We start from the raw sequence: 21,331 nt of genomic DNA, 5'->3' as shown, positions 1-21,331 counted from the left end.
GGTAGGACTCGGCCAGGTGCTTCGTCACCGCCTTGCGCTCACCCATCGTCAATCCCATCCCTCAAGGATGTCCGCGGCCAACGTCCCGGAGCTTTTCCCATGAGGCAACGTATCCGGCTACGCGGAGGTTTTTTATGAGTCAACGCGGACTCTGTTGTGTTTGCCGGGTCCGGCGTAGTCTCGGACCGTTGGGCCGACTATTGGGAGGAAGACATGTCTGTTGCACGGATCACTACCCTGAGCGCGAACTCCAAGACCTCGTTTGATGCCGCCATTAAGGAGGGCGTCGACAGGGCCAACAAGACCTTGCGCAATGTCACGGGGGCGTGGGTGAAGGAACAGAAGGTCGAAATCAGCGACGGCGCTGTGGTTGCCTGGCACGTCGTGCTTGAAGTGACGTTTATTCTTGAGGGCTGAGCGGCCGCTGGCGGGATGCGCGCCCGGGAATCAACCGCCGCACTAGGATTGAGCCATGAGCGCGCATCACATCAAACGGCTGGTGATCATGCGGCACGCCAAGTCCGACTGGCCCGGCGGCGTCGCGGATCATGAAAGGCCGCTCGAAGAGCGCGGCCACCGCGATGCCCCGCAGGCCGGAAAATGGCTGCTAAAGCACGGCGTGGTCCCCGACTTCATCCTCTGCTCCAGCGCTTTGCGCACGCGGCAGACGTGCACGTGGGTCTGCAGCGAACTCGGCGACAAGGCTCCGACGCCGAAACTCGAGGACGGGCTCTACGCCGCCTCGGCGAAGCGGATGCTGACGGTGATCAACCACGTTCCGGACACCGTTACCACCCTCATGGTGATCTCGCACATGCCCGGCGTGCAGGACCTCGCCATGCACCTTGCCTCCAGGGATTCCAACCACGACGCCTACATGGACGCCGCCACGCGGTACCCCACGAGCGCGCTGACCATCATGGAGACGGAAAAGACCTGGGCCGAACTGGACGGCCAGGACGCCAGGCTCACACATTTCAAGGTTCCCCGGGCCAAATAAGCTCCGCTACGCCGCTTCGGAACGATTCCCGGATGCATAGTCACGCAGGCGATTCTGCGGTTTACTGATGCTGTCTACTCGTGGACTACTGGCGATCGGGAGAAAAGGCGGAATCATCGTGGATTCAGGACAGCTTATTGGAATCATCATCGGCGTCATTGTAGTGATCGCGATCGTCGTCGTAGTCACTATGGTCAGCCGCAAGCGCAAGGTGGAAGCGAACCGCAACAAGGCCGTTGAAATGCGTGAACAGGCCAAGACTGAAGAGATCGGCGCAAGGGAGCGCGAGGCGAAGGCCGCCCGCGCCGAGGCCGACGCGAAGCAGGCGGAAGTCGAGGCCGAGCGCCTGCGGGAGGAAGCCCGCGAACGGCAGCAGGAAGCCGAACACGTGCGCGCCGGCGCCCAGGAACAGTTGCGGAAAGCGGACGAACTGGACCCCGACGTCGTCACCACCGAACGCGATGCCCAAACGCCCCGCGAAGCCGCAGGCAATGGAGAGCTTCGCCGCGACCGCGGCGACCGGAACCCCGCTTCAGCCGGCCAGGCGACCACCAATCCGGACGGCAGCCAGGTTTCCAACGAGCCGGCCCCCAATGACCCGGCCCATACCGAAAGGCCCCGCGAGGACAATCCCCGCAACCTCTGACCGTTCACGCTCCGACTAATCTTCGGCACGTGGGCCCGATACTGCGGCGGAGCAGGGCAGGAACCGGCATAGTGGCAGGGTGAATACCCGTCATTCCGCCCTCGCCCTGCTCGTCGCTGTGCTCTGGGGCCTCAACTTCGTCGCGATCGACCTCGGGCTGCACCCGGACGGAGCGGAGGTGCCGCCTCTGCTGTTCGTGGCGATGCGGTTCACCCTGGTGGTTGTCCCTTGTATCTTCTTCATCCGTAAGCCGGACGTGGGCTGGAGGGCGATCGTCGGCGTCGGGCTGTTGATGAGTGCCGGACAGTTCGGCCTGCTGTATCTGGCCATGGCGCTGGGCATGCCCGCGGGCCTGGCCTCCCTGGTCCTGCAGGCCCAGGTCCTGGTGACAGTGCTCCTGGCGGCCGGGTTCCTCGGCGAGCGGCCCAGCCGGCGGCAGTTTGCCGGCGTAGTGCTGGGCGTGGCCGGCCTCGCTGTTGTGGCCGTCGGCCGCAGCCTGGTCGCACCGGTGCTTCCCCTGATGATCGTGCTCGCCGCGGCGCTGTCCTGGGCCGCCGGCAACATCGTCGCCCGCAAGGCGAAAGCGGCGTCCGGCCTGGGACTCGTGGTGTGGTCAGGGGCCGTGGTGCCGCTGCCCCTGCTGGGCCTGTCCCTGCTGGTTGACGGGCCGGCCACGGTGGCGCAGGCACTGGTGGAAGTCCAGCCGGTCACCGTGGTGAGCGCCCTCTACACCGCCATCTTCGGTTCCCTCGTGGGCTACGGCATCTGGAACCGGCTGCTGGGACTGTACCCGTCCTCCGCCGTTGTGCCGTTCACACTGCTGGTGCCGGTGGTCGGGATGACAACGGCATGGCTCGTCCTGGGCGAAGTGCCGACCCCCGCCGAGGTGACCGGCGGGCTCCTGCTGCTGGCCGGGGTGGCGACGGCGGTGCTGCGGCCATGGAATATCCGCCCCTGGGACATCCGGGCGTGGGACAGCCGACGGCGCGGCATTCGACGCCGGGACCGCCGGCCGGGGGCTCAGCGGCGCGGCGACGTCCGCGGCGAGGGGCGGGCGGCTGACGTGCCGGGTGACTTGGCCGCAGCCGAACTCCCGGCGGAGGATGCTGGCCGCTTGACGCCCGAGGACGCCGCCCGCGGGGCGGGAACCCGGGCCGACTGAGACTTGGCCGGTTGCGCCGTCGTTCCCGTTGCCCTGACCGCACCGGATTTGGCGGGTCCCGCCTTGGCGGCGGGGCGTGCTGCCGCCCGGAGTGCTGCCGATTGTGGGGCGGACGTCCGGGGAGCTGCAGTCCGCGGTGCCGCCGGCCTCGGCGTCGGCCGCGGGGCGGTCCTGGACGGTGCGCGCCGGGTGCCGGAAGCCCGGGGTGCCGGGCGTCTCACGCCCGACGCCGGACGCCGCAGCGGGGCGGAACCGGCGGCGCGGGCACGCCAGCCCCTGCCTGGCAGCAGCGTTCCGGCCACCAGTAGCAGCAGGGTGGCCGAGCCGGCGGCTGCGGCGAGGTAGAAGTAGAGGTCGGGATAGGCGGTATCCACCGGAGTGGACATTGCATCCGGATCGTCGTTGAAGGCCAGGCCCCACTGCCGGAGGAACGCGATGCTGAAGGCGATGAACAGGATGCTCCCGATTCCGCTGGCGGCCAGGGTCCGGTGCCGCCGGCGGATGACCACCTCGGACACGCACGCCACATAGGCCGCAGCGGAGGCCGCCAGGAACCACAGGAAAACCGTCTCGTGCAGCGTGATGCCGGTCAGCGCCAGCAGCGCCAGCGCGGCCAGAAACGCGCCGATGGCAATCTTGCCGTTGTTACCCATGTGGCCCATGTGAATAATCATCCCCGACAGGGGCTACTTCACGATGTAGCCGCGCATGGACGCCATGATCGCGTTGACGCTTTGCTCGCGGGTCCGCTCCGGGTTGTAGGTCTGCCGGTCCAGGCCCACCACGAAGCAGGCTCCGAAGATGGCTGTCTCGAGGCTGCCCCGGGACACCGCCGGATCCACCGGGTAGACGGCGGCCACCGCATCAACCGCCGCCCCGATCACGGCGAGCAGCAGTCCGCGCAGCTCGGCGAAAGTGTCCTGCCACTCGCTGGGGGTCCGCCAGTTCTCGCTGACCCAAAGCCGGGCGAAGGACGGGTATTCGTCCATGAAGTCCATGGCCTGGCCGATCATTTCGTCCATCGCAGCGAGCGGGTCCGCGGAACCGTCCCTGACGCTCAGCAGACGCGCCAGCAGGATGTCCACGCCGTGCCGTAGCAGTTGGGCGATCAGGTCCGACTTGCTGCCGAAGTTGTAGTACACCGTGCCTTTGGAGACTCCGGCGGCCGCGGCGATCTCGTCGACCGTCACCCCCGCCACGCCGCGCTCGCCGATCAGTTCCATCGAGGCTTCGAACAGCTTCTGTTTGGTTGCGTTGGTGCGGGACGGCCGGAGCTTCTTCGTGGTTCCCGCCGGCGGTTCCGCCTCGGCTTCCCCGGCAGTTTCCCCGCCTCTGGCGTCACTCGTACTGCCGTGCGTGGGGCTGCTCATACGGCGATCTCCGGTTTCAGGGTCTTCAGGGTCCAGTACTTGTGCTTCCGGACTGCCAGGGTGGACAGGGCCATTCCCAGCAAAGTGTAGCCAAGCAGCCCCAACATCGTGGGCAGGATGACGGCAAGGTCTGCCCCGTAGATCAGGTGCCGCATGCCGTTGACCACGTACCCCATCGGCAGGAGCTGGTGCACCACATGGAGCGGCTGCGGCGTGGTTTGCCAGGGGAAGGTGCCCCCGGAGGAGACGAGCTGCAGCACCAGCAGGATGAGCACCACAAGCTTGCCGGGGGATCCGAGCAGCGCGACGACGCCCTGGATGATCGCGCTGAACGCCATCGCCGCGGCCAGCATAAGGAACCACATCAGCCAGGGGTGGGCGGGGTTAAGCCCCAGCCCCACGTCCACTACGAGCGTGAGCAGGCTCGCCTGCACGGCGGAGACCGCCAGGAACGGAAGCCAGCCGCCGACGGCGATTTTCCACGCCGGGGCGTTCGACGCCAGCGCCCGCTGGGTGACCGGCCGCATCGCCTGGATCAGCATAAAGACGCCGATCCAGAGCGCGAGCGTGAGGAAGAACGGTGCCAGACCTGCGCCGTAGGAGCCGGCCTTGGCCTGCGAGACGTTGCTGACGGCGACCGGATCCGCCATCACCTTGGCGAGACTGTCTTTCTGGGTGTCGTCGGGGTTGGGGACCTGGCCCGCGCCCTTGGCGAGTTCCGATGCCAGGGTCCCGGCACCCTCGGAAGCCGTGGCGGCCCCGCTTTCCAGCCGGGCGGCGCCGTCGTCGAGCTTTTGCGCGCCCTCGGCAAGTTTCGCTGCGCCGTCCAGTGCGCTTTGCTGCCCGGCGGCAAGGGTGGCGGCGCCGCCGGAAAGCTGGTCCGCGCCGGTGGATGCCTGGCTGATGGCGCCGCCGAGGGCTGGGGTCGCGCCGGCCAGCCTGGCCGCGCCGGCGCTGACGGCGGCGGACCCGTCGGCCAGCTGCTGGATCTGCCCGGCCGCGGACTTCAGCGCGGCTGCGGGGCCAGGGGTCGCGGGCGGGGCTGCGTTGGCGTCGAAGTCCGCCAGGATAGCGTCCGCCTGGGCCGGGGTGATGGCCCCGGCGGCGACCAGCCGGCTGTTGGAGGCAACTACGCGGCTGCGCTGTGCCTGCGCGGCGGCTTGTTCGGAGGCCGCCATCTGGCCGGCCAGGCCCTGCACCTTGGTATTGAGCGCGGCGTTGCCGGCCGCCACCTGCGCGGCGCCGTCCGCGAGTGCCCGGGAATCGGCGGGCAGCGTGGCGGTCTTCTCCTTGAGCTCGGTGAGGCCGGTGCTGAGCTGCCCGGCTCCGCTGCTGAGGGCGTTGGCGCCGTCGCGGAGCTTCAGCTGGCCGCCGTAGAGCTCCGCGGTGCCCTTCCTGAGATCGCCCGTGCCCCGGTGCAGCGTGACCGTCCCGTCGTGAAGGCTGGCGACGCCGTCGGCGAGCTGCCCGGCGCCGTCGGACGCCTTAAGCATCTGGGAGTGGATGGTTCCGAAGCCGGTGAGGAGCTGGTTGGCGGTTTCCTCGCCCACCTCGGTGGCCACCGTCTTGTGCACGGCCGTGGTGAGCTTGTCCACGATGGTGCTCAGCAGGTAGTTGTTCGCGTCATTGGTGGTGACGTTGAGCATGGCCTGGTTGGCGGCGTCGAAGCTGCCGGGGGAGACCAGGTTCGCGGAAAAGTCTTTAGGAATCTTCAGGGCGAATGCGTACTTGCCGCTGCTGACGCCCTGGTCCGCTTCCGCCGTGCCGGCGACCGTCTGCCAGTTGAAGACGTGACCGTCCACGAGGCTGTCGGCGACTTTCCGGCCGGCCTCGAGCCGGGTTCCATCGGCGGAGCTGGCGCCGGTGTCCTCCACCACGAGCGCGGCGTCGATCTGGTTGAGCTTTCCGTAGGGATCCCAGTTGGCGTAGAGGTAGACGGCGCCGTAGAGCAGGGGCACCATGGTCAGCGCCAGGATGGTCAGCTTGGGCAGCAGGCCGCCAGTCATGCGTTTGAGTTCGGAGCGGGCCAGCCGCAGCACAGTCACTTTGCGTCCTCGGTTTCGGGGGTGTTGGAAGCTTCAAGGGGTTCGGGGGCAGCATCGGCGTCGGAGCTGGCGTCTCCGATGCCGGCGTTGCCGATCGCCGCGGCCGGGCCGGTCCAGCCCGCCGGGAGGCTCATCACGGTGGCGACGACGGCGAGCGGACGGCCGGCGTCGTACGCCAGCTCCTCCAGCCGCGGGAGCCAGTCGCCCGGATCGCCGTGGCGGTCCGGTGAGTCCACCACGAGCAGATCCGTCTGCGGGTTGGCCAGGGCCAGGGCAGTGAGCAGCTCGATCCGCCGGGCGGCCGGAAGCTGCTCGGTCCAGAGCCCGGCGATGTCCTCGAAACGGTTGACCTTGAGCCAGGGCTTGCTGAGCAGCGAACCCCGGTAGCGGCGCGGGACCAGGGCCAGATCCTCGGTGACGAGGTCGCGGACACTGAGGTGCTGTTCGGGTTCGTTCACCCCGGGGGAGTCGACGACGGCGCTCGCCTGCCGCAGTCCCTTGATTTTGGCGCCTCCGTGCCACTCAACGCCGTCCCACTCAAAGTGGCCGCCGGAGGGTTTGAGCCGTCCGCTGAGGGCCAGCGCCAGGGCGGTGCGCTGGTCGTGGCGGTTGCCGGAGACCAGCAGGAGTTCGCCGCGCCGGACCTGAATTGAGGTGGCCGGCAGCAGCTCGTCCCGTCTGCCGTTCACGGAGAGCTGTTGCACGCGGAGCAATGGGGGCCTTTCGCAGATGAATGTCTACGACAAGGCTAACTAAACTGACCGGTCAGTTCAAATAGATTGGGATGAATGTGATCAAGCAGACCGCGCAGGTCCGGTCCGCCGGCCAGTCTCACCTCGAGGGCTCAGAGCCCGTACTCCTCGAGCAGCCGCAACCAAACCTCGCTGATCGTGGGGTAGGCCGGCACGGCGTGCCACAGCCGGTCCAGAGGCACTTCTCCGACGACGGCGATCGTCGCGGCATGCAGCAGCTCGGCCACGTCCGGTCCCGCGAAGGTGGCGCCCAGCAGCACCTTGCGGTCCTCGTCAACCACCAGCTGGGCCCAGCCCTCGTACCGTTCGGCGTGCAGCGAGGACCCGGCCACCTGGATGGGAAGTTCCACGGAGGACACCCGGAAGCCGTCCTGTTCCGCCTGCCGCACGCTCCGGCCCACATTGGCCAGTTCGGGATCGGTGAACACCACGTTGGGGACAGCATGGTCGTCCGCGGTCCGGGCGTACCGGCTCCACGGGGCTGCCCCGCCGCTGAGCTCACCCTTGGCCCGGGCGGCGATCGCATCGCCCGTGGCGCGGGCCCCGTACTTTCCCTGGTGGGTCAGCATGACCTTCCCGGCGGCGTCGCCGGCGGCGTAGAGCCACGGGTCGGCGTCGTTCCCGTTGCCGCCCGACACCACACCCGTGGAGTCGGTGCTGAGCCGCAGTTCCTTCCCCTCCGCGGCGGTGAGGCCGACGCTCTCCAGGCCGATCCCTTCGAGGGCGGGATGCCGGCCGGTGGTGACCAGCAGCTTGTCCACCGTCACGGTGGCGTCCTCCAGCTCGAGAGTGAGGGTGCCGTCGTCGTTCTCGCGGACGCTCTTGGTTCCGGTGTGGAGGTGGAGATCGACGCCGTCCGCCCGCAGCCCCGCCGCGACCAGTGAGGCGGCCGCTTCCGGGAAGGCGCCGAGCAGGGTACCGCGGGCAATCAGGGTCACCGAGGCGCCGAGCCGGGCGAAGGCCTGGGCGAGTTCGGTCCCGGCCACACCGCCGCCGAGGACCGCGAGCCGCTCCGGGATCTCGCGTGCGGACGTCGCCTCCCTTGTGGTCCAGTACTCCACGTCGGAAAGGCCCTCGATGGGCGGCACGGTTGGTGATGACCCCGTGGCCACCACGACGGCGTGCCGTGCCGTGAGCTCGTAGCTGTTCCCGTCGAGACCGGCGACTTCAACCTTCCGGGTTTCCGTGATCCAGCCGTGGCCGCGGATCAGCTCAATCCCGGTATCCTCCAGCCACTTAACCTGGCTGTCATCCTGCCAGTTGGATGTGAAATAGTCCCGGCGTTTCAGCACGGCGGCTGCGTCGAGGGTCCGAGTGACGGCTTCTTCGGCGCCGGGAACGGTCTGGGCTCCGTGGAGGGCCGTGCCGGGACGCAGCAGTGCTTTGGACGGCATGCAGGCCCAGTAGGAGCACTCGCCGCCCACCAGTTCGGCTTCGATCAGCACTGCGGTCAGCCCGCCCTGCACCACGCGGTCCGCCACGTTCTCGCCCACGGCGCCGCCGCCGATCACAATGACATCGAATTCCCGTTCATACTGTGCCGTCATGGCAAAAGCCTACGCCCGGCGCACGGCCCGGGAGGCTCGCTGGAGGCCCTTTGCAGGACGTGGGACCACCGCTACTGTTGGGAGCATCATTGGGGGAGGGGGAAGCGATGACATCAGGCAATGTGACCGCGGGCGCATACGGCGCGGGCGCAGTGGGCGGCGCGGCCGGCGGCAGGTCCCTGCCGCCGGCGAGGTTCAGCGCGCAGGCCCGGCTGCGGGCGCTCCAGGCGGACATCATGGATCTGATCCTGGAGCGAGAACTGGAAGCCGGGGATCCGCTGCCGACCGAGAATGAGCTTTCCGCCGTGCTGGGCGTGGGCCGGAACACCTTGCGGGAATCCCTGAAGGTCCTGCAGGCCCTGGGCGTGATTGAAATCCGCCATGGCTTCGGTATGTTCGTGGCCCCCAACAATTTTGACGCCCTGGCCGACGGCCTCACCTTCCGGGGCCGGTTGTCACTGCGGCACCACGGGCAGGAGGCCCTGCAGCTCGTGGACGTGCGGCAGGCGCTGGAGTCCGGGCTGATTGCACGCGCCATGGACCTGATGACCGCGGAGCGCCTGGCGGCTGTCGAGGAATCCGTGCTCCGGATGGAAGCCCTGGCCGCTGCCGGGGAAAACTTCGTGGAAGCGGACGCCGAATTTCACCGCCGGCTGTTCGAACCGCTCAACAACGAGCTGCTGGTCAGCCTCCTGGGCGTTTTCTGGAAGGTCTACCGGCGGCTCCACCTTGAGTTGGGCGGAGCCGAACGGGGAGGGGTTGAACCGGGAGGGGCTGAATTGGTGGCGGCCGGGCCGGGCGGAGTCGAGCCGGGATCAGTTGCCGTGGCCGCAGCGGAGGAAGCCAGTCCCCTGGAAACGGCGGCCGTGCACCGCGGGATCTTCGAGGCCGTGGCCAGTGGGGACAAGGCTCTTGCGGCCCAGCGGCTCAACGGCCACTTCGACGGTATTCGGGACCGAATCAGCCAGGCCATAGCGACGTAGCCGAGTCTCCCCGCATTGTACGAAGCCGCGGACATTCCGGCCCGCCGTCCGGGGCGACTTTGGGCACGATTTCGGCCCTCGGGGCGGGCGTTCGCGGCGTGTTCGTCTCAAAGTACCCCCGGGAACGCAGCCGCCGGGCGAGACCAACGGCGTCCGAGTCCGGTAGCTCACCGTCAAGGCAGGCCGCGGGCGACACGTCCTGAGTTACACACCTTTCCCTGCTCACCCGTCGCAAGCGCGCCGTCGCCGGGTGGCCCCGCAACGCCCCGCCTCAAGCAGGCAATCCGCCGTCGGGCGTTAAACAAAAGATCCGCACCGGCGGACCGGTGCGGATCTTTTTCTCTGTGCGCCCAAAGGGATTCGAACCCCTGACCTTCTGTTCCGTAGACAGACGCTCTATCCAGCTGAGCTATGGGCGCATTCTCTAGTTCTTGGAACTTCTCGCTCCCCGAACCTCGAATTACTTTACGCGAGGTGGGGCCGTAGTTACAAATCGAACTGGGTGTAATCTGGCTGACTAGACCGGTCTACGTGACCTTAGTCACAAAATTGGGTCTTTTTGTAACGTCGATTCCTTGAATTTCCGGGGTTTTTGATTTCGGGCGCCCCGGACATCCCACATCTTGCCCCGATTTCGGGGGGTGATCTAGCCCTACATTTAGGAAACACCACTGAACCCGAGGAAGGGAACCGTAATGGGAGATCTGGCGCGACTGCCGTTGCTTGAAAAGGCACCCACCACGCATGCCGGCTTGCTGGCATGGGTTGAAGAGGTAGCCGAACTGACTCAGCCGGACCGGATCCACTGGGTAGACGGCTCCGAAGAAGAGAACACCCGGCTCACGGACGAGCTCGTTGCCGCTGGCACGCTGACCCGCCTGAACGAGAAGCTGTTCCCCAAATCTTTCGCGGCATTCTCCGATCCCGCCGATGTGGCCCGCGTCGAGGAGCAGACCTTCATCTGCTCCGAGAACGAACGCGATGCCGGCTTCACCAACAACTGGATGGCCCCGGCGCAGATGAAGGAGAAGCTGCGCGGACTGTTCAGCGGCTCCATGCGCGGCCGCACCATGTACGTCATCCCGTTCGTCATGGGCCACCTCGACGCCGAGGATCCCAAGTTTGGTGTGGAGATCACGGACAGCGCCTACGTTGTCGCCTCCATGCGCATCATGGCCACAATCGGCACCGAGGTCCTGGACAAGATCACCGCCACGAACGCCTTCTTCGTCCCCGCCCTGCACTCCCTCGGCGCCCCGCTGGCTCCCGGCCAGGCCGACGTCGCCTGGCCCTGCAACCCGGACAAGTGGATCGTGCACTTCCCTGAAGAGCGCTCCATCTGGTCCTTCGGCTCCGGCTACGGCGGCAACGCCCTGCTGGGCAAGAAGTGCTACGCCCTGCGCATCGCGTCCGTCATGGCCCGCGACGAGGGCTGGCTTGCCGAGCACATGCTCATCCTCAAGCTGACCTCCCCGGAGAAGAAGAATTACTACGTTTCCGCGGCGTTCCCCTCCGCCTGCGGCAAGACCAACCTCGCCCTGCTGGATCCGACCATCGAAGGCTGGAAGGTCGAAACCCTCGGTGACGACATCACCTGGATGCGGTTCGGCAAGGAAGGCGAGCTCCGCGCCGTCAACCCTGAGGCCGGCCTGTTCGGCGTGGCTCCTGGCACCGGCTGGGGCACCAACCCCAACGCGATGCGCGCCATCGCCAAGGGCCACAGCATCTTCACCAACGTCGCACTGACGGACGACGGTGGCGTGTGGTGGGAGGGCATGACCGACGAGGTGCCCGCGCACCTGACCGACTGGCAGGGCAACTCCTGGACCCCGGATTCGGAAAAGCCTGCTGCCCACCCGAACTCCCGCTTCTGCACGCCGATCGACCAGATCGACATGCTGGCCGAGGAGTACTACAACCCGGAAGGCGTCGAGCTTTCTGCGATCCTGTTCGGCGGCCGCCGCAAGACCACCATCCCTCTGGTCACCGAGGCGCGCAGCTGGTCCAACGGTATTTTCATGGGCTCCACGCTGTCCTCCGAGACCACGGCCGCCGCTGCCGGTGCCGTCGGCGTTGTCCGTCGGGATCCAATGGCCATGCTGCCGTTCATTGGCTACGACGCGGGCGATTACCTGAACCACTGGGTCAACCTGTCCGCCAAGGCCAACCCGGAGCGCCTGCCCAAGATCTTCCTGGTCAACTGGTTCCGCCGCACTGCCGAGGGCGGCTTCGCCTGGCCCGGTTTCGGGGACAACTCCCGTGTCCTGAAGTGGGCCATCGAACGCCTCGAAGGCAAGGCCGACGCCGTGGAGACCCCCATCGGGTTCGTCCCCACCGCCGACGCGATCGACCTCACCGGGCTGGACATGACTCCCGCCCAGGTTGAAGAGGCCGTCCGGGTTGATCCGGCCGAGTGGGCCACCGAGCTGGCCTCCATCGAGGAGTGGTTCGCCAACTTCGGCAGCTCACTGCCCGAGGCGCTCCAGGCGGAGCTGGACGGCCTCAAGTCCCGCATGGCAGCGCACTAGCAGCCAGCAAGACACGACGACGGCGGCCCCGCACCTTGCGCAAGGTGCGGGGCCGCCGTCGTACCCCCCCCATCGGCTGGCAAGCCGGCCGCAGGGGACTTAGGTCCCTAGACCGCAGGAAAGCCGGCGCCCTAGGCTCAACGCATTCATCAGCCGGGCCGTCGCCGACTGGGCAGGATGCTGGGGGCATCCCACGTGTGCGCTGTCGTGCCCCCAACCTGCTCGCAGCACGCGAGAGCTCAGGAGCCCATCATGCTTGCCACCGATGACATCCACGCCTTGTCCACGGCGGTCAGCGGCCCGGTCGCCTTGCCGGACAGCCCCGAATACGCGGCCGAGACAGCCGCGTTCAACGCCGCAACAGTCCACCGGCCCGACGTCGTCCTAGGGGCAGCGAACGCACAGGATGTCGCCGCCGGGGTGAAATGGGCCGCAGAACACAGGCTCCCGGTGGCAGTCCAATCCACCGGGCACGGCGCCGACTCCGTGGTGGACGGCGGCCTGCTCATCAACACCCGCCGCCTGCAGGGGCTTCAGATCGATCCGGCCGAGCGCACCGCACGTGTCGGAGCCGGTGTGAAGTGGCGCAGCGTCCTGGAAGCGAGCGTGCCGTTCGGACTGATCGGACTGCACGGCTCAAGCACTGACGTCGGCGTCGTCGGCTACACCGTCGGCGGCGGGCTGCCCCTGCTGGGCCGGGCGCATGGATTTGCGGCGGATCATGTCCGCAGCATGGAGGTCGTCACCGCGGACGGGGCGCTGCGCCGGATCGACGCCGGGGCCGAGGCCGAACTGTTCGCCCTGATGCGCGGCGGCAAGGGCAATTTCGGCATCGTGACGGAACTCGAGTTCAGCCTCTTTCCGCTGGGGGACTTCTACGGCGGCGGGATCATCTATCCCGGCGCGGACGCGGACCTCATCCTGGCGGCGTTCCGGGAGTGGCTGCCGACGCTGCCGGACAACGCCGCGCCCTCGATCTCCCTGCTGCGGCTGCCGGATATGGAGTTCGTCCCCGCGCCGCTGCGGGGCCAGTTTGTGGTGCACCTGCGCTTCGCCTTCCTGGGGACACCCGCGGACGGCGACAGGCTGCTTGCCCCGATGAGGGCGGTCTCGACGCCGATGATGGACACGGCCGGGCCCATGAACTACCTCGACGTCGACCAGATCCACATGGACCCGGCGGATCCGCTCCCCTTCACGGCCGGCGGAGCGCTCCTCAAGGACCTCGGCGAACAGGCTGTCGCGGACCTGCTGAAGCACACCGGAGAGGGCTCGGACTGCCCGCTGCTCCTCGTCGAGATCCGGCCGCTCGGCCCGGGGAGCTGCCGGACGCCGTGTCGGGGCGGGACTCGGCGTTTCTGATCTTCCTGCTCGGGTTCAAGATGCCGCCGATCGCCGAGGCCGTTGCCGCCTCCATCCGCGGAGTCCTGGCCGAGCTGGCCCCGCACTCCACGGGCTACACGCTGGTTAACTTCCATGGCGAGCCCGGCGACGAAGCTGACCGGGCCAGGGCCTGGTCGCCCGCCGTCTACGAACGGATGAGGGCCGCGAAGTCCAGCTACGATCCCGGCAACCTCCTGCGCTTCGGCCACACGATCACCGGCGTGCCGTCCGAGGCGTGAGCCGGGCGGGCTGCTTAGCCCGGATAACCACGACGGCGGCCCGGCACCTTTGCTGCGAAAGGTGCSGGGCCGCCGTCGAACGCTAACAGGGGCCTCCGCCGCCTGGGCCCACGCTGCCGAGGGGCCCCAAACGAGCGCGCGAGTTTGGGGAGGCGGTGGGGACTTAGCTGGCGAGCCAGATGTCCGGGCCGAAGACCTCGTAGTGGATTTGCGTCGCGGGGATGCCGGCGTTGATGGCCTCGTTGCGGATGCTCTTCATGAAGGGGAGCGGGCCGCAGAGGTACAGGGACGCGTTGGCGGGGAGGTCCACTTCGCGCAGGGACATGAAGCCCTCCCTGGCGCCGGCGACCGGGCGCTCGAGCCAGAGCTGGAGGTCGGCGCCGTCGAGGCGCTCGACGTCGTCCGTCATCTGGGAGCGCAGCGCCCAGGACTCCAGGTCGCTTTCCGCGTGCAGGACCAGGACCTGGCGGTCGGAGCCGGTCTCTGCGAGGGAGCGCAGGATGGATGCGGTGGGCGTGCAGCCGATGCCGGCGGAAGCCAAGACGACCGGTCCTTCGCCGTCCTTGAGGGTGATCTCGCCGTAGGGGTTGGAGATCTCGAGGATGTCGCCCACCTGGACGTTGTTGTGCAGCACCGGCGAGACTTCGCCGCCGTCGTCCTTCTTGGTGGTGAAGCTGCGGCTCGTGCCCGCGTCGCCGGACAGCGAGTACTGCCGGACCTGGCGCAGTCCGTCCGGCAGGGCGACCTTGACGCTGACGTACTGGCCCGGGAGGGCGGACGTGATGGGGGTGTCGTCCGCCGGTTCCAGGGTGAAGGTCATGGAACCGATGCCGGCGGCGGTCTTGGCGGCGACCCGCCACGGGCTCCACATCGTGCCATTGGCCTGGGCTGCGTAGAGGCCCTTTTCCAGCTTGATCAGCGCGTCCGCCATGAGCCAGTAGACCTCGGTCCAGGCCTCGGCGATTTCCGGGGTGATGACCTCGGCCAGGTCTTCGGCGATGGCTGCGAAGAGGTGCTCGTAGACCACCTGGTACTGCGGTTCGGTGATGCCGAGGGAGGCGTGGCGGTGGGCGATCCGGGCGAGCACGGTCTCCGGCAGGGTACCTGGGTTGTTCACCAGGTGGGTGGCAAAAGCGGCGATGCTTCCGGCCAGGGCCTGCTGCTGGTTGCCGTTGCGCTGGTTCGAGCGGCTGAAGAGCCCGTCCAGCAGTTCCGGGTGCGCTGCGAAGAGGCGGGCGTAAAACTTGGGCGTGATTTCACCGATCCGGGATCCGACCAGCGGCAGGGTGGCCTCGATGACGGGGAAGGACTTGTCCGAGAGCATATTGACTCCTGAGGTAGTGGCCCGGGGTCTGCAACCGGACCGATTCAAATACCCGCATTTGAAATACGTGTATTTATATCTCTGTTCTACAGGGCGTAGAAAACAAGTTCAAATCGAGGAGATTCCCGGGCGTGGCGGGGCCGGTGACGCGGGGGAGTGCGGGGTTGGGTCGAGGGTGAGGCGGGGTCCGGCTCAGAGTCCGGGGCGCAGCCCGATTGCCTGGAACACCGGCGCCATTTGCCGGGAGGTCGGCAGGGACGCGACGACCAGGCCGTCCAGTTCGCTGTAGAAGGCCTCGCGGGCGCGGGCGAGGGCGACGCGGAGTCGGCATTCGTTGATCAGCGGGCACGCTCCGCCGGCGCCGACGCAGTCGGCCGGGTCGGTGCGGGTGTCCAGTTTCCGCAGGAGCTGCCCCACGGTGGCCAGCCGGCCGGCGCTGCTGAGCCGGGAACCGCCGTTGCGGCCGCGTTCGACGTCGATCATCCCCAGCTCGCGGAGCTTCGCCATCGCCTTGCTGACGTGGTTGTACGGCGTGCCGACAGCGTCCGCGATGCTCTGGGTGGTGAGGAGTCCGCCGTCGGGAGCGGCCGCGAGCACCATCATGGCGCGCAGGCTCACATCCGCGAAGGCATTGATCTTCATAACACCAGTTTACGGGCGGTCTAGTCCACCCAGACGCCGGGCTCGTTGGTATCGGCGGAGAGCTCGCCGAATTCCAGCTCGCGCGTTGCGGGGTTCGCTGCGTAGGGGAGGACCGCGGCGAAGAGGGAGCCGTCGCGGTGCTCCGCGGCCACGTGGATGGCGTCCGAGGCTTCCTCCAGCAGCGTGATGTCACAGACGATCGCGGCGGCGCGGAACTCGTCCCGGTGCTGGCGCAGCAGTTCGGTGAGGTCGCTGATCATCGAATCCGCGTCGAAGTCGGCCTCCGTGCCTTCGGCCGCGTCGGCGGGGGTCACGGCAACCAGCCGGACCTCGCCGTCGTTCTCCACCACGAGGGCGAATGGCAGGAACCCGCCGTTGCGCTCAAGCTGCTCCTGGGCGGCGCCGACGCCGGTGCCGAGCAGGTTCTCCAGATCGGTGGCGCTCGCGTCCGGAACGCTGTCACGCCACGACGGGGCAGAGGACGCTGCTGAGGGCTCGGCTGCGGTTTCCGCAGGCAGTTCCGACACGGCCCTAGCCCCGGACCAGCGCCAGGACGCGGTCACGGACGCGCTCCATGGTGGCGGTGTCGGTCGCTTCAACGTTGAGGCGCAGGAACGGCTCGGTGTTGGAGGGGCGCAGGTTGAACCAGTAGCTGCCGTCGGTCGCGATGAAGGTACTGCCGTCGAGGTAGTCCACCTCGACGTCCTCGTTGCGGAAGTCGTGCCGGACGCGTTCCACGGCGGCGGCCTTGTCCTCGATTTCCGAGTTGATCTCGCCGGAGGACATGTACGGCTCGTATTCGCGGCCGAGCTCGGACAACGGACCGTCCTGCTCGCCGAGGGCTGCCAGGACGTGCATCGCGGCGAGCATGCCCGTGTCCGCGTTCCAGAAGTCGCGGAAGTAGAAGTGCGCGGAGTGTTCGCCGCCGAAGATGGCGCCCTCTGCGGCCATCACAGCCTTGATGAAGGAGTGGCCCACGCGGGTGCGGACCGCCCGGCCGCCGTGGCGTTCCACCAGTTCGGGGACGGCGCGGGAGGTCAGGAGGTTGTGGATGACCGTCGGGTTGGCTTCGCCGAGGCCCTGGGCGCGGGCGATCTCGCGGCGGGCCACCATGCCGGTGATCGCGGACGGCGAGACGGGTTCGCCCTTCTCGTCGATGACGAAGCAGCGGTCGGCGTCGCCGTCGAACGCCAGCCCGATGTCCGCGCCGTGCTTGACGACGGCGGCCTGCAGGTCGCGCAGGTTCTCCGGTTCCAGCGGGTTGGCGGGGTGGTTCGGGAAGGAACCGTCGAGCTCGAAGTAGAGCGGAATGATTTCAAGGGGAAGCTTGGGCAGCAGGGCGTCGCCGAGCACGGCCGGCGTGGTGAGGCCCGCCATGCCGTTGCCGGCGTCGACGACGACCTTGAGCGGGCGGGTGCCGGAGAGGTCCACGAGGCTGCGGAGATACTCGGAGTAGCCCTTCAGGACATCGTGGACGCCGATCAGGCCGCGGCCGGGGACGGCGGGGATGGAACCGGAGTTGAGGTATTCCTCGGCGCGGGCCTGGATTTCCTTGAGCCCGGATTCGGAGGAGATCGGCTCCGCGCCGGCCTTGGCCATCTTGATGCCGTTGTACTCGGCGGGGTTGTGGCTCGCGGTGAAGGTGGCTCCGGCTGCGTTGAGCGCACCGCAGGCGTAGTACAGCTCATCGGTGGAGATCAGATCGAGCAGCTGGACGTTGGCTCCCCGCGTGGCCGCGCCGTTGGCGAAGGCCTTGCTGAATTCGGGGGAGGAGGGGCGCATGTCGCCGCCGACGAGCACCGTCTTGCCCTCCAGCTGCAGGACGTCGACGAACGCCGCACCCACAGCCTCGACGATTTCCGCGGTAATCGATTCGCCGACAATGCCGCGCACGTCGTAGGCCTTGAAGGAGGCCGAGAGGTCAAAAGTCTTCGTCTTTTCCGTAGTCACGCGTCTTATCTTACGTTGAAGCCGAATCAGGCTGTGGAGGGGCACTGCCGGTTCCTTCAGCCGCCGGACTGCCGCGGATCCGCTGTGATTGTCCACATAGCGGCGCCGGTGGCTTCGTCGCTGTCGGAGGGGACTGGGATACTGAAGCAATGGCCAATAACCTGAACGCTGCAGTCCTGTCCGCGCCCGACGCCGCATCCACCGGCCTCACGGGGACACGGGAGCAGGCGCAGGAAGTCCTGCGGAAGCTGGTCGGCCACCCGGCCGCGGAGTTCCACGAGGGCCAGTTCGAGGCGATTGAAGCCCTTGTCGACGGCGGTCGGCGCGCCCTCGTCGTGCAGCGCACCGGCTGGGGAAAATCGGCGGTGTACTTTGTCTCGTCCCTGCTGCTGCGTCAGCGCGGCGCCGGGCCGACCCTGATCGTGTCCCCGCTGCTGGCGCTCATGCGTGACCAGGTGGCCGCCGCGGCGCGGGCCGGGGTCCGGGCGGTGGCCATCAACTCCGCGAACCAGCTGGACTGGGACACGGTCCGCGAGCAGCTCGCGGCGGATGAGGTCGATGTCCTGCTGGTCTCGCCGGAGCGGCTCACCAACCCCTCCTTCCGCGAGAACCAGCTGCCGGAGCTGATCCGCCGCACCGGCCTGCTGGTCATCGATGAGGCCCATTGCATCTCCGACTGGGGCCATGATTTCCGCCCCGACTACCGGCGCATCGCGGACCTGATCACCCAGCTGCCGGATAGCGTCCCGGTCCTGGCCACCACCGCCACCGCCAACTCCCGGGTTGTCCACGACATCGAGGAGCAGCTCGGCGCCGGTGTGCTGACCATCCGCGGCGCCCTAGGCCGCGAGTCCCTCCGGCTGGGTGTGCTGAGCCTGCCGGACTCCCGCGACCGGCTTGGCTGGCTGCTCACGCACCTGAAAGACCTGCCCGGCAGCGGAATCATCTACACCCTGACGGTCTCCGCGGCCGAGGACACCGCCAGGCTCCTGGCCGAAGCCGGCCACGAGGTCCTCGCCTACACCGGACGCACGGACCCCGCGGACCGTGAACGCGCGGAACAGCTCCTCAAGGACAACCAGGTCAAGGCCCTCGTCGCCACCTCCGCCCTGGGCATGGGCTTCGACAAGCCGGACCTCGGGTTCGTGGTCCACCTTGGGGCGCCGTCGTCCCCGGTGGCGTACTACCAGCAGGTCGGCCGCGCCGGCCGTGGCGCCGCCAACGCCGACGTGCTGCTGCTGCCCGGTTCCGAGGACCGTGACATCTGGCAGTACTTCGCCACCGCGTCCATGCCCTCGGAGGAAAAAGCCGGAGCTGTGCTGACGGCCCTCGCCGAAGCGGGAACCGCCGTGTCCACTGTGGCCCTGGAAGCCCGTGTGGATCTGCGCCGGACGCCGCTGGAACTGCTGCTGAAGGTCCTGGCGGTCGACGGCGCCGTGGAGCGGGTGGGCGGAGGCTGGCGTTCCACCGGCCAACCGTGGACGTACGACGCCGAGCGCTACAGCCGGATCGCGGAGGCCCGGGTGGACGAACAGGACTCCATGGTGATCTACCAGGACACCGCAGGCTGCCGGATGGAATACATCACCTCGGTCCTCGACGACGAAACCGCCCGCGCCTGCGGCCGCTGCGACAACTGCGCCGGAACGTGGTTCCCGGCCGACATTGCCGCCTCGGCCACCGAAGCCGCCGGCCAGACGCTGAGCCGCGCCGGTGTACCGCTGGAACCCCGGCTGCAGTGGCCCAGCGGCATGGACCGCCTCGGCGTGCCCGTGAAGGGCAAGATCAAGCCCGAAGAAAGCGTCGCCGGCGGCCGGGCCTTGGCACGGCTCACGGACCTGGGCTGGGGCGGCGCTCTGCGTGAAGCCTTCGCTGCCGGCGCCCCCGACCGCACGGTGGACCCGGGCATGCTGCAGGCCTGCGTCCAGGTGCTGCGCGAGTGGGGCGCCGGCGACACCAGGACTCCCGGCTGGAGCGGTGCAGGCCGCCCGGCTGCCATCATCAGCGTCCCGTCCCGCGGCAAACCCGCCCTGGTGGACTCGCTGGCCCGCGGCATCTCGGAGATCGGCCGGATCCGGTACCTGGGGCAGCTGCAGCTTGAGCACGGCGGACCGACCGGCGGGCGCGGCGGCAACAGCGCCTACCGGCTTGCCGGGGTCTGGGACCGCCTCGTGGTGGGACCCGAACTCGAAGCAGCCCTGGCCGGAATCCAGGGCCAGAGCGTGATGCTGATCGACGACCTGGTCGACAGCCGCTGGACGGTGACCGTCGCCGGCCGGGCCCTCAGGCTCGCGGGCGCCGGGGCCGTGCTGCCGCTGGTGCTTGGCCAGGCCGGCTGACCCCGGCTCCCGCGTGGCGGGGCAGCGTCAGGCTGTCCATGGCGCTCAGGAGCATGATCAGAGCAATCGCCAGGAACGCCGCCCGGTACGGCCCCGCCGGGTCCGCACCTGCGGCGCCGGCGTCGGCCAGCAGGGGGCCGCTGGCTTCGAAGACCCGGATCAGCAGCGCCCCGATCGCGATCCCGGCCGCCGTCGCGAGCTGCACCAGGGTCGCGGAAACGGCGTTGGCCGACGGCAGTTGGGCGGGATCGACGTCGGCGTACTGCACCGAGGCGTACGCCGAGAAACCGATGGACCGGAAGGCTCCGCTGGCGACGAGCAGCGCCAGGATCAGTGGTTCCGGGGTGCCGGCGTCGAGCAGGGCGCACAGCGCAAAGGTGGCCGCCGAAGCCAGGGACGCGAAGACCAGGACCGGTTTGAAACCGAAGCGGCGGATGAGCGGGGTCGTGGCCGGCTTGATCCCGATGTTGCCAACGAAGACCGCCGCCACGAGCACGCCGGCGCGCAGCGGATCCCAGCCGAATCCGTTCTGGAACATCAGCGGCAGCAGGAAGGGCACAGCGCTGATGGTCAGGCGGTAGATGAAGCCGCCTGTCGCCGTGGAGCGGAACGTCCGGGTGGAAAAGACGCCGAGATCGAACAACGGGGAGCGCGTCCGCCGCATCCACCAGGCTGCGGTGCTGAGGAACACGAGCCCCGCGGTGATGCCGATGGCCGCATAGGCGCCGGACTCACGGCCCCCGGCCAGTTCGAGGCCCACCATGACGGACCCCACGCCCAGGGTCGTGAGGGCCAGCCCCAGCCAATCCAGACGGCGTTGGCGGTCGCCCTTGGTGCTCGGGACCAACCGCAGCGCCGCGACGAACGCGGCGAGCCCCAGCGGGAGGTTGACCAGGAAGATCCAGTGCCAGGACAGGAATGTCGTGAGCGCGCCTCCCACCAGCGGGGCGAGGACCGGAGCCAGCAGGCCGGGCCACACCAGGTAGGCCGTGGCACGGAGCAGATCCTTCTTTGCCGTTCCGCGGAGCACCACGAGGGTGCCCACCGGGACCATCATGGCGCCGCCCGCACCCTGCAGCACCCGGCTTAGGGTCAGCATGGTGAGGTCCTGGCTAAGCGCGCACAGCAGCGAGGCCACCGTGAACACCGCAATGGCCAGGCAGAACACCCGCCGCGCGCCGAGACGCTCCGCCAGCCAGCCGCTGATCGGGATTCCCATCGCCACGGTCATCAGGTAAGCGGTCATCGTGATGTTGACGTCCGCCGACGGGACCGAGAAGTCCGCGGCGATACTGGGGATCGCCGTGGTCAGGACGGTGCCGTCCAGGAACTCCATAAAAAACGTGGCGGCGACGAGGAGGGCCAGGCGGGGACTCCACTTGTCCACGGATGCGCCGGCGGGCGGCGAGGGCTCACTCATG

Annotated in this window: 18 protein-coding genes and 1 tRNA gene; 9 read left to right on the top strand and 10 right to left on the bottom strand. The window is 68.3% G+C overall.

Annotated features, from left to right (window positions below; all coding sequences use genetic code 11):
- Positions 1-213: 213 nt before the first annotated feature.
- From AC1DC5_RS18580 to AC1DC5_RS18565, 4 genes are all read left to right on the top strand, one after another.
- Positions 214-417 carry a dodecin family protein gene (locus AC1DC5_RS18580; RefSeq protein ID WP_476866129.1) on the top strand — a complete coding sequence of 68 codons (204 nt, stop codon included), beginning with the start codon at positions 214-216 and terminating at the stop codon, positions 415-417.
- Positions 418-472: 55 nt separating this feature from the next.
- Positions 473-1,000, top strand: a complete 528-nt coding sequence (locus tag AC1DC5_RS18575) for a SixA phosphatase family protein (protein ID WP_224048517.1) — start codon at positions 473-475, stop codon at positions 998-1,000.
- Between the two features lie 118 nt (positions 1,001-1,118).
- The gene (locus AC1DC5_RS18570; RefSeq protein WP_476866128.1) at positions 1,119-1,646 is read left to right on the top strand and encodes a hypothetical protein; all 528 of its coding nucleotides are present in this window, start codon (positions 1,119-1,121) and stop codon (positions 1,644-1,646) included.
- Positions 1,647-1,725: 79 nt separating this feature from the next.
- Positions 1,726-2,808, top strand: a complete 1,083-nt coding sequence (locus AC1DC5_RS18565) for an EamA family transporter (protein ID WP_476866127.1) — start codon at positions 1,726-1,728, stop codon at positions 2,806-2,808.
- Between the two features lie 686 nt (positions 2,809-3,494).
- Here AC1DC5_RS18565 and AC1DC5_RS18560 read toward each other — a convergent pair.
- From AC1DC5_RS18560 to AC1DC5_RS18545, 4 genes are all read right to left on the bottom strand, one after another.
- Positions 3,495-4,178 carry a TetR/AcrR family transcriptional regulator gene (locus AC1DC5_RS18560; protein WP_476866126.1) on the bottom strand — a complete coding sequence of 228 codons (684 nt, stop codon included), beginning with the start codon at positions 4,176-4,178 and terminating at the stop codon, positions 3,495-3,497.
- On the bottom strand, positions 4,175-6,223 hold the full coding sequence (locus tag AC1DC5_RS18555; RefSeq protein ID WP_476866125.1) for a YhgE/Pip family protein: 2,049 nt from the start codon (positions 6,221-6,223) through the stop codon (positions 4,175-4,177). Before AC1DC5_RS18555 ends, AC1DC5_RS18560 begins: the two co-directional genes overlap by 4 nt.
- Positions 6,220-6,936 (bottom strand): ABC transporter ATP-binding protein, encoded by a 717-nt coding sequence (locus AC1DC5_RS18550; RefSeq protein ID WP_476866124.1) that lies wholly within the window; start codon positions 6,934-6,936, stop codon positions 6,220-6,222. The genes AC1DC5_RS18555 and AC1DC5_RS18550 overlap by 4 nt, the downstream gene beginning before the upstream one ends.
- A gap of 131 nt (positions 6,937-7,067) precedes the next feature.
- Positions 7,068-8,522, bottom strand: coding sequence for a dihydrolipoyl dehydrogenase family protein (locus AC1DC5_RS18545; protein WP_476866123.1), 1,455 nt, complete (start codon positions 8,520-8,522; stop codon positions 7,068-7,070).
- A gap of 107 nt (positions 8,523-8,629) precedes the next feature.
- On the opposite strand from AC1DC5_RS18545, the gene AC1DC5_RS18540 reads away from it, so the two are divergent.
- Positions 8,630-9,505 carry a FadR/GntR family transcriptional regulator gene (locus AC1DC5_RS18540; RefSeq protein ID WP_441407270.1) on the top strand — a complete coding sequence of 292 codons (876 nt, stop codon included), beginning with the start codon at positions 8,630-8,632 and terminating at the stop codon, positions 9,503-9,505.
- A gap of 345 nt (positions 9,506-9,850) precedes the next feature.
- On the opposite strand, the gene AC1DC5_RS18535 is transcribed toward AC1DC5_RS18540, so the two are convergent.
- Positions 9,851-9,924: transfer RNA gene (locus AC1DC5_RS18535), tRNA-Arg, on the bottom strand.
- Positions 9,925-10,200: 276 nt separating this feature from the next.
- Between AC1DC5_RS18535 and AC1DC5_RS18530 the strand changes: the two genes are divergently transcribed.
- The 3 genes from AC1DC5_RS18530 to AC1DC5_RS18520 all read left to right on the top strand — a co-directional run bounded on the left by AC1DC5_RS18530 (position 10,201) and on the right by AC1DC5_RS18520 (position 13,655).
- On the top strand, positions 10,201-12,033 hold the full coding sequence (locus AC1DC5_RS18530) for a phosphoenolpyruvate carboxykinase (GTP) (RefSeq protein ID WP_476866122.1): 1,833 nt from the start codon (positions 10,201-10,203) through the stop codon (positions 12,031-12,033).
- 252 nt (positions 12,034-12,285) lie between these two features.
- Positions 12,286-13,395, top strand: coding sequence for an FAD-binding oxidoreductase (locus AC1DC5_RS18525; RefSeq protein WP_476866121.1), 1,110 nt, complete (start codon positions 12,286-12,288; stop codon positions 13,393-13,395).
- Positions 13,368-13,655 carry a hypothetical protein gene (locus tag AC1DC5_RS18520; RefSeq protein WP_476866120.1) on the top strand — a complete coding sequence of 96 codons (288 nt, stop codon included), beginning with the start codon at positions 13,368-13,370 and terminating at the stop codon, positions 13,653-13,655. Before AC1DC5_RS18525 ends, AC1DC5_RS18520 begins: the two co-directional genes overlap by 28 nt.
- Before the next feature lie 163 nt (positions 13,656-13,818).
- Here AC1DC5_RS18520 and AC1DC5_RS18515 read toward each other — a convergent pair whose 3' ends face one another.
- From AC1DC5_RS18515 to AC1DC5_RS18500, 4 genes are all read right to left on the bottom strand, one after another.
- Positions 13,819-14,979 carry a globin domain-containing protein gene (locus AC1DC5_RS18515; protein WP_476866119.1) on the bottom strand — a complete coding sequence of 387 codons (1,161 nt, stop codon included), beginning with the start codon at positions 14,977-14,979 and terminating at the stop codon, positions 13,819-13,821.
- Between the two features lie 192 nt (positions 14,980-15,171).
- Entirely contained in the window at positions 15,172-15,621 is a 450-nt protein-coding gene (locus tag AC1DC5_RS18510) for an RrF2 family transcriptional regulator (protein ID WP_441407274.1), read from the bottom strand.
- Between the two features lie 20 nt (positions 15,622-15,641).
- Entirely contained in the window at positions 15,642-16,139 is a 498-nt protein-coding gene (locus AC1DC5_RS18505; RefSeq protein WP_476866133.1) for a hypothetical protein, read from the bottom strand.
- Positions 16,140-16,152: 13 nt separating this feature from the next.
- Positions 16,153-17,571, bottom strand: coding sequence for a phosphomannomutase/phosphoglucomutase (locus AC1DC5_RS18500; RefSeq protein ID WP_476866118.1), 1,419 nt, complete (start codon positions 17,569-17,571; stop codon positions 16,153-16,155).
- Positions 17,572-17,720: 149 nt separating this feature from the next.
- On the opposite strand from AC1DC5_RS18500, the gene AC1DC5_RS18495 reads away from it, so the two are divergent.
- Positions 17,721-19,910, top strand: a complete 2,190-nt coding sequence (locus AC1DC5_RS18495) for a RecQ family ATP-dependent DNA helicase (RefSeq protein ID WP_476866117.1) — start codon at positions 17,721-17,723, stop codon at positions 19,908-19,910.
- Here AC1DC5_RS18495 and AC1DC5_RS18490 read toward each other — a convergent pair.
- Positions 19,855-21,330, bottom strand: a complete 1,476-nt coding sequence (locus AC1DC5_RS18490) for an MFS transporter (RefSeq protein ID WP_441407278.1) — start codon at positions 21,328-21,330, stop codon at positions 19,855-19,857. The two genes, AC1DC5_RS18495 and AC1DC5_RS18490, sit on opposite strands and share 56 nt — an antisense overlap.
- Between the last annotated feature and the right edge of the window lies 1 nt (position 21,331).

The sequence above is a fragment of the Arthrobacter sp. 10L424 genome, from assembly GCF_056395325.1.
This window is presented reverse-complemented; position numbering and strand designations above follow the sequence as displayed.

Coding starts and splice junctions, on each gene's coding strand:
- AC1DC5_RS18580 (WP_476866129.1), top strand. CDS start 214: ATGTCTGTTGCACGGATCACTACCCTGAGCGCGAACTCCAAGACCTCG.
- AC1DC5_RS18575 (WP_224048517.1), top strand. CDS start 473: ATGAGCGCGCATCACATCAAACGGCTGGTGATCATGCGGCACGCCAAG.
- AC1DC5_RS18560 (WP_476866126.1), bottom strand. CDS start 4,178: ATGAGCAGCCCCACGCACGGCAGTACGAGTGACGCCAGAGGCGGGGAA.
- AC1DC5_RS18545 (WP_476866123.1), bottom strand. CDS start 8,522: ATGACGGCACAGTATGAACGGGAATTCGATGTCATTGTGATCGGCGGC.
- AC1DC5_RS18540 (WP_441407270.1), top strand. CDS start 8,630: ATGACATCAGGCAATGTGACCGCGGGCGCATACGGCGCGGGCGCAGTG.
- AC1DC5_RS18530 (WP_476866122.1), top strand. CDS start 10,201: ATGGGAGATCTGGCGCGACTGCCGTTGCTTGAAAAGGCACCCACCACG.
- AC1DC5_RS18525 (WP_476866121.1), top strand. CDS start 12,286: ATGCTTGCCACCGATGACATCCACGCCTTGTCCACGGCGGTCAGCGGC.
- AC1DC5_RS18515 (WP_476866119.1), bottom strand. CDS start 14,979: ATGCTCTCGGACAAGTCCTTCCCCGTCATCGAGGCCACCCTGCCGCTG.
- AC1DC5_RS18510 (WP_441407274.1), bottom strand. CDS start 15,621: ATGAAGATCAATGCCTTCGCGGATGTGAGCCTGCGCGCCATGATGGTG.
- AC1DC5_RS18495 (WP_476866117.1), top strand. CDS start 17,721: ATGGCCAATAACCTGAACGCTGCAGTCCTGTCCGCGCCCGACGCCGCA.
- AC1DC5_RS18490 (WP_441407278.1), bottom strand. CDS start 21,330: ATGAGTGAGCCCTCGCCGCCCGCCGGCGCATCCGTGGACAAGTGGAGT.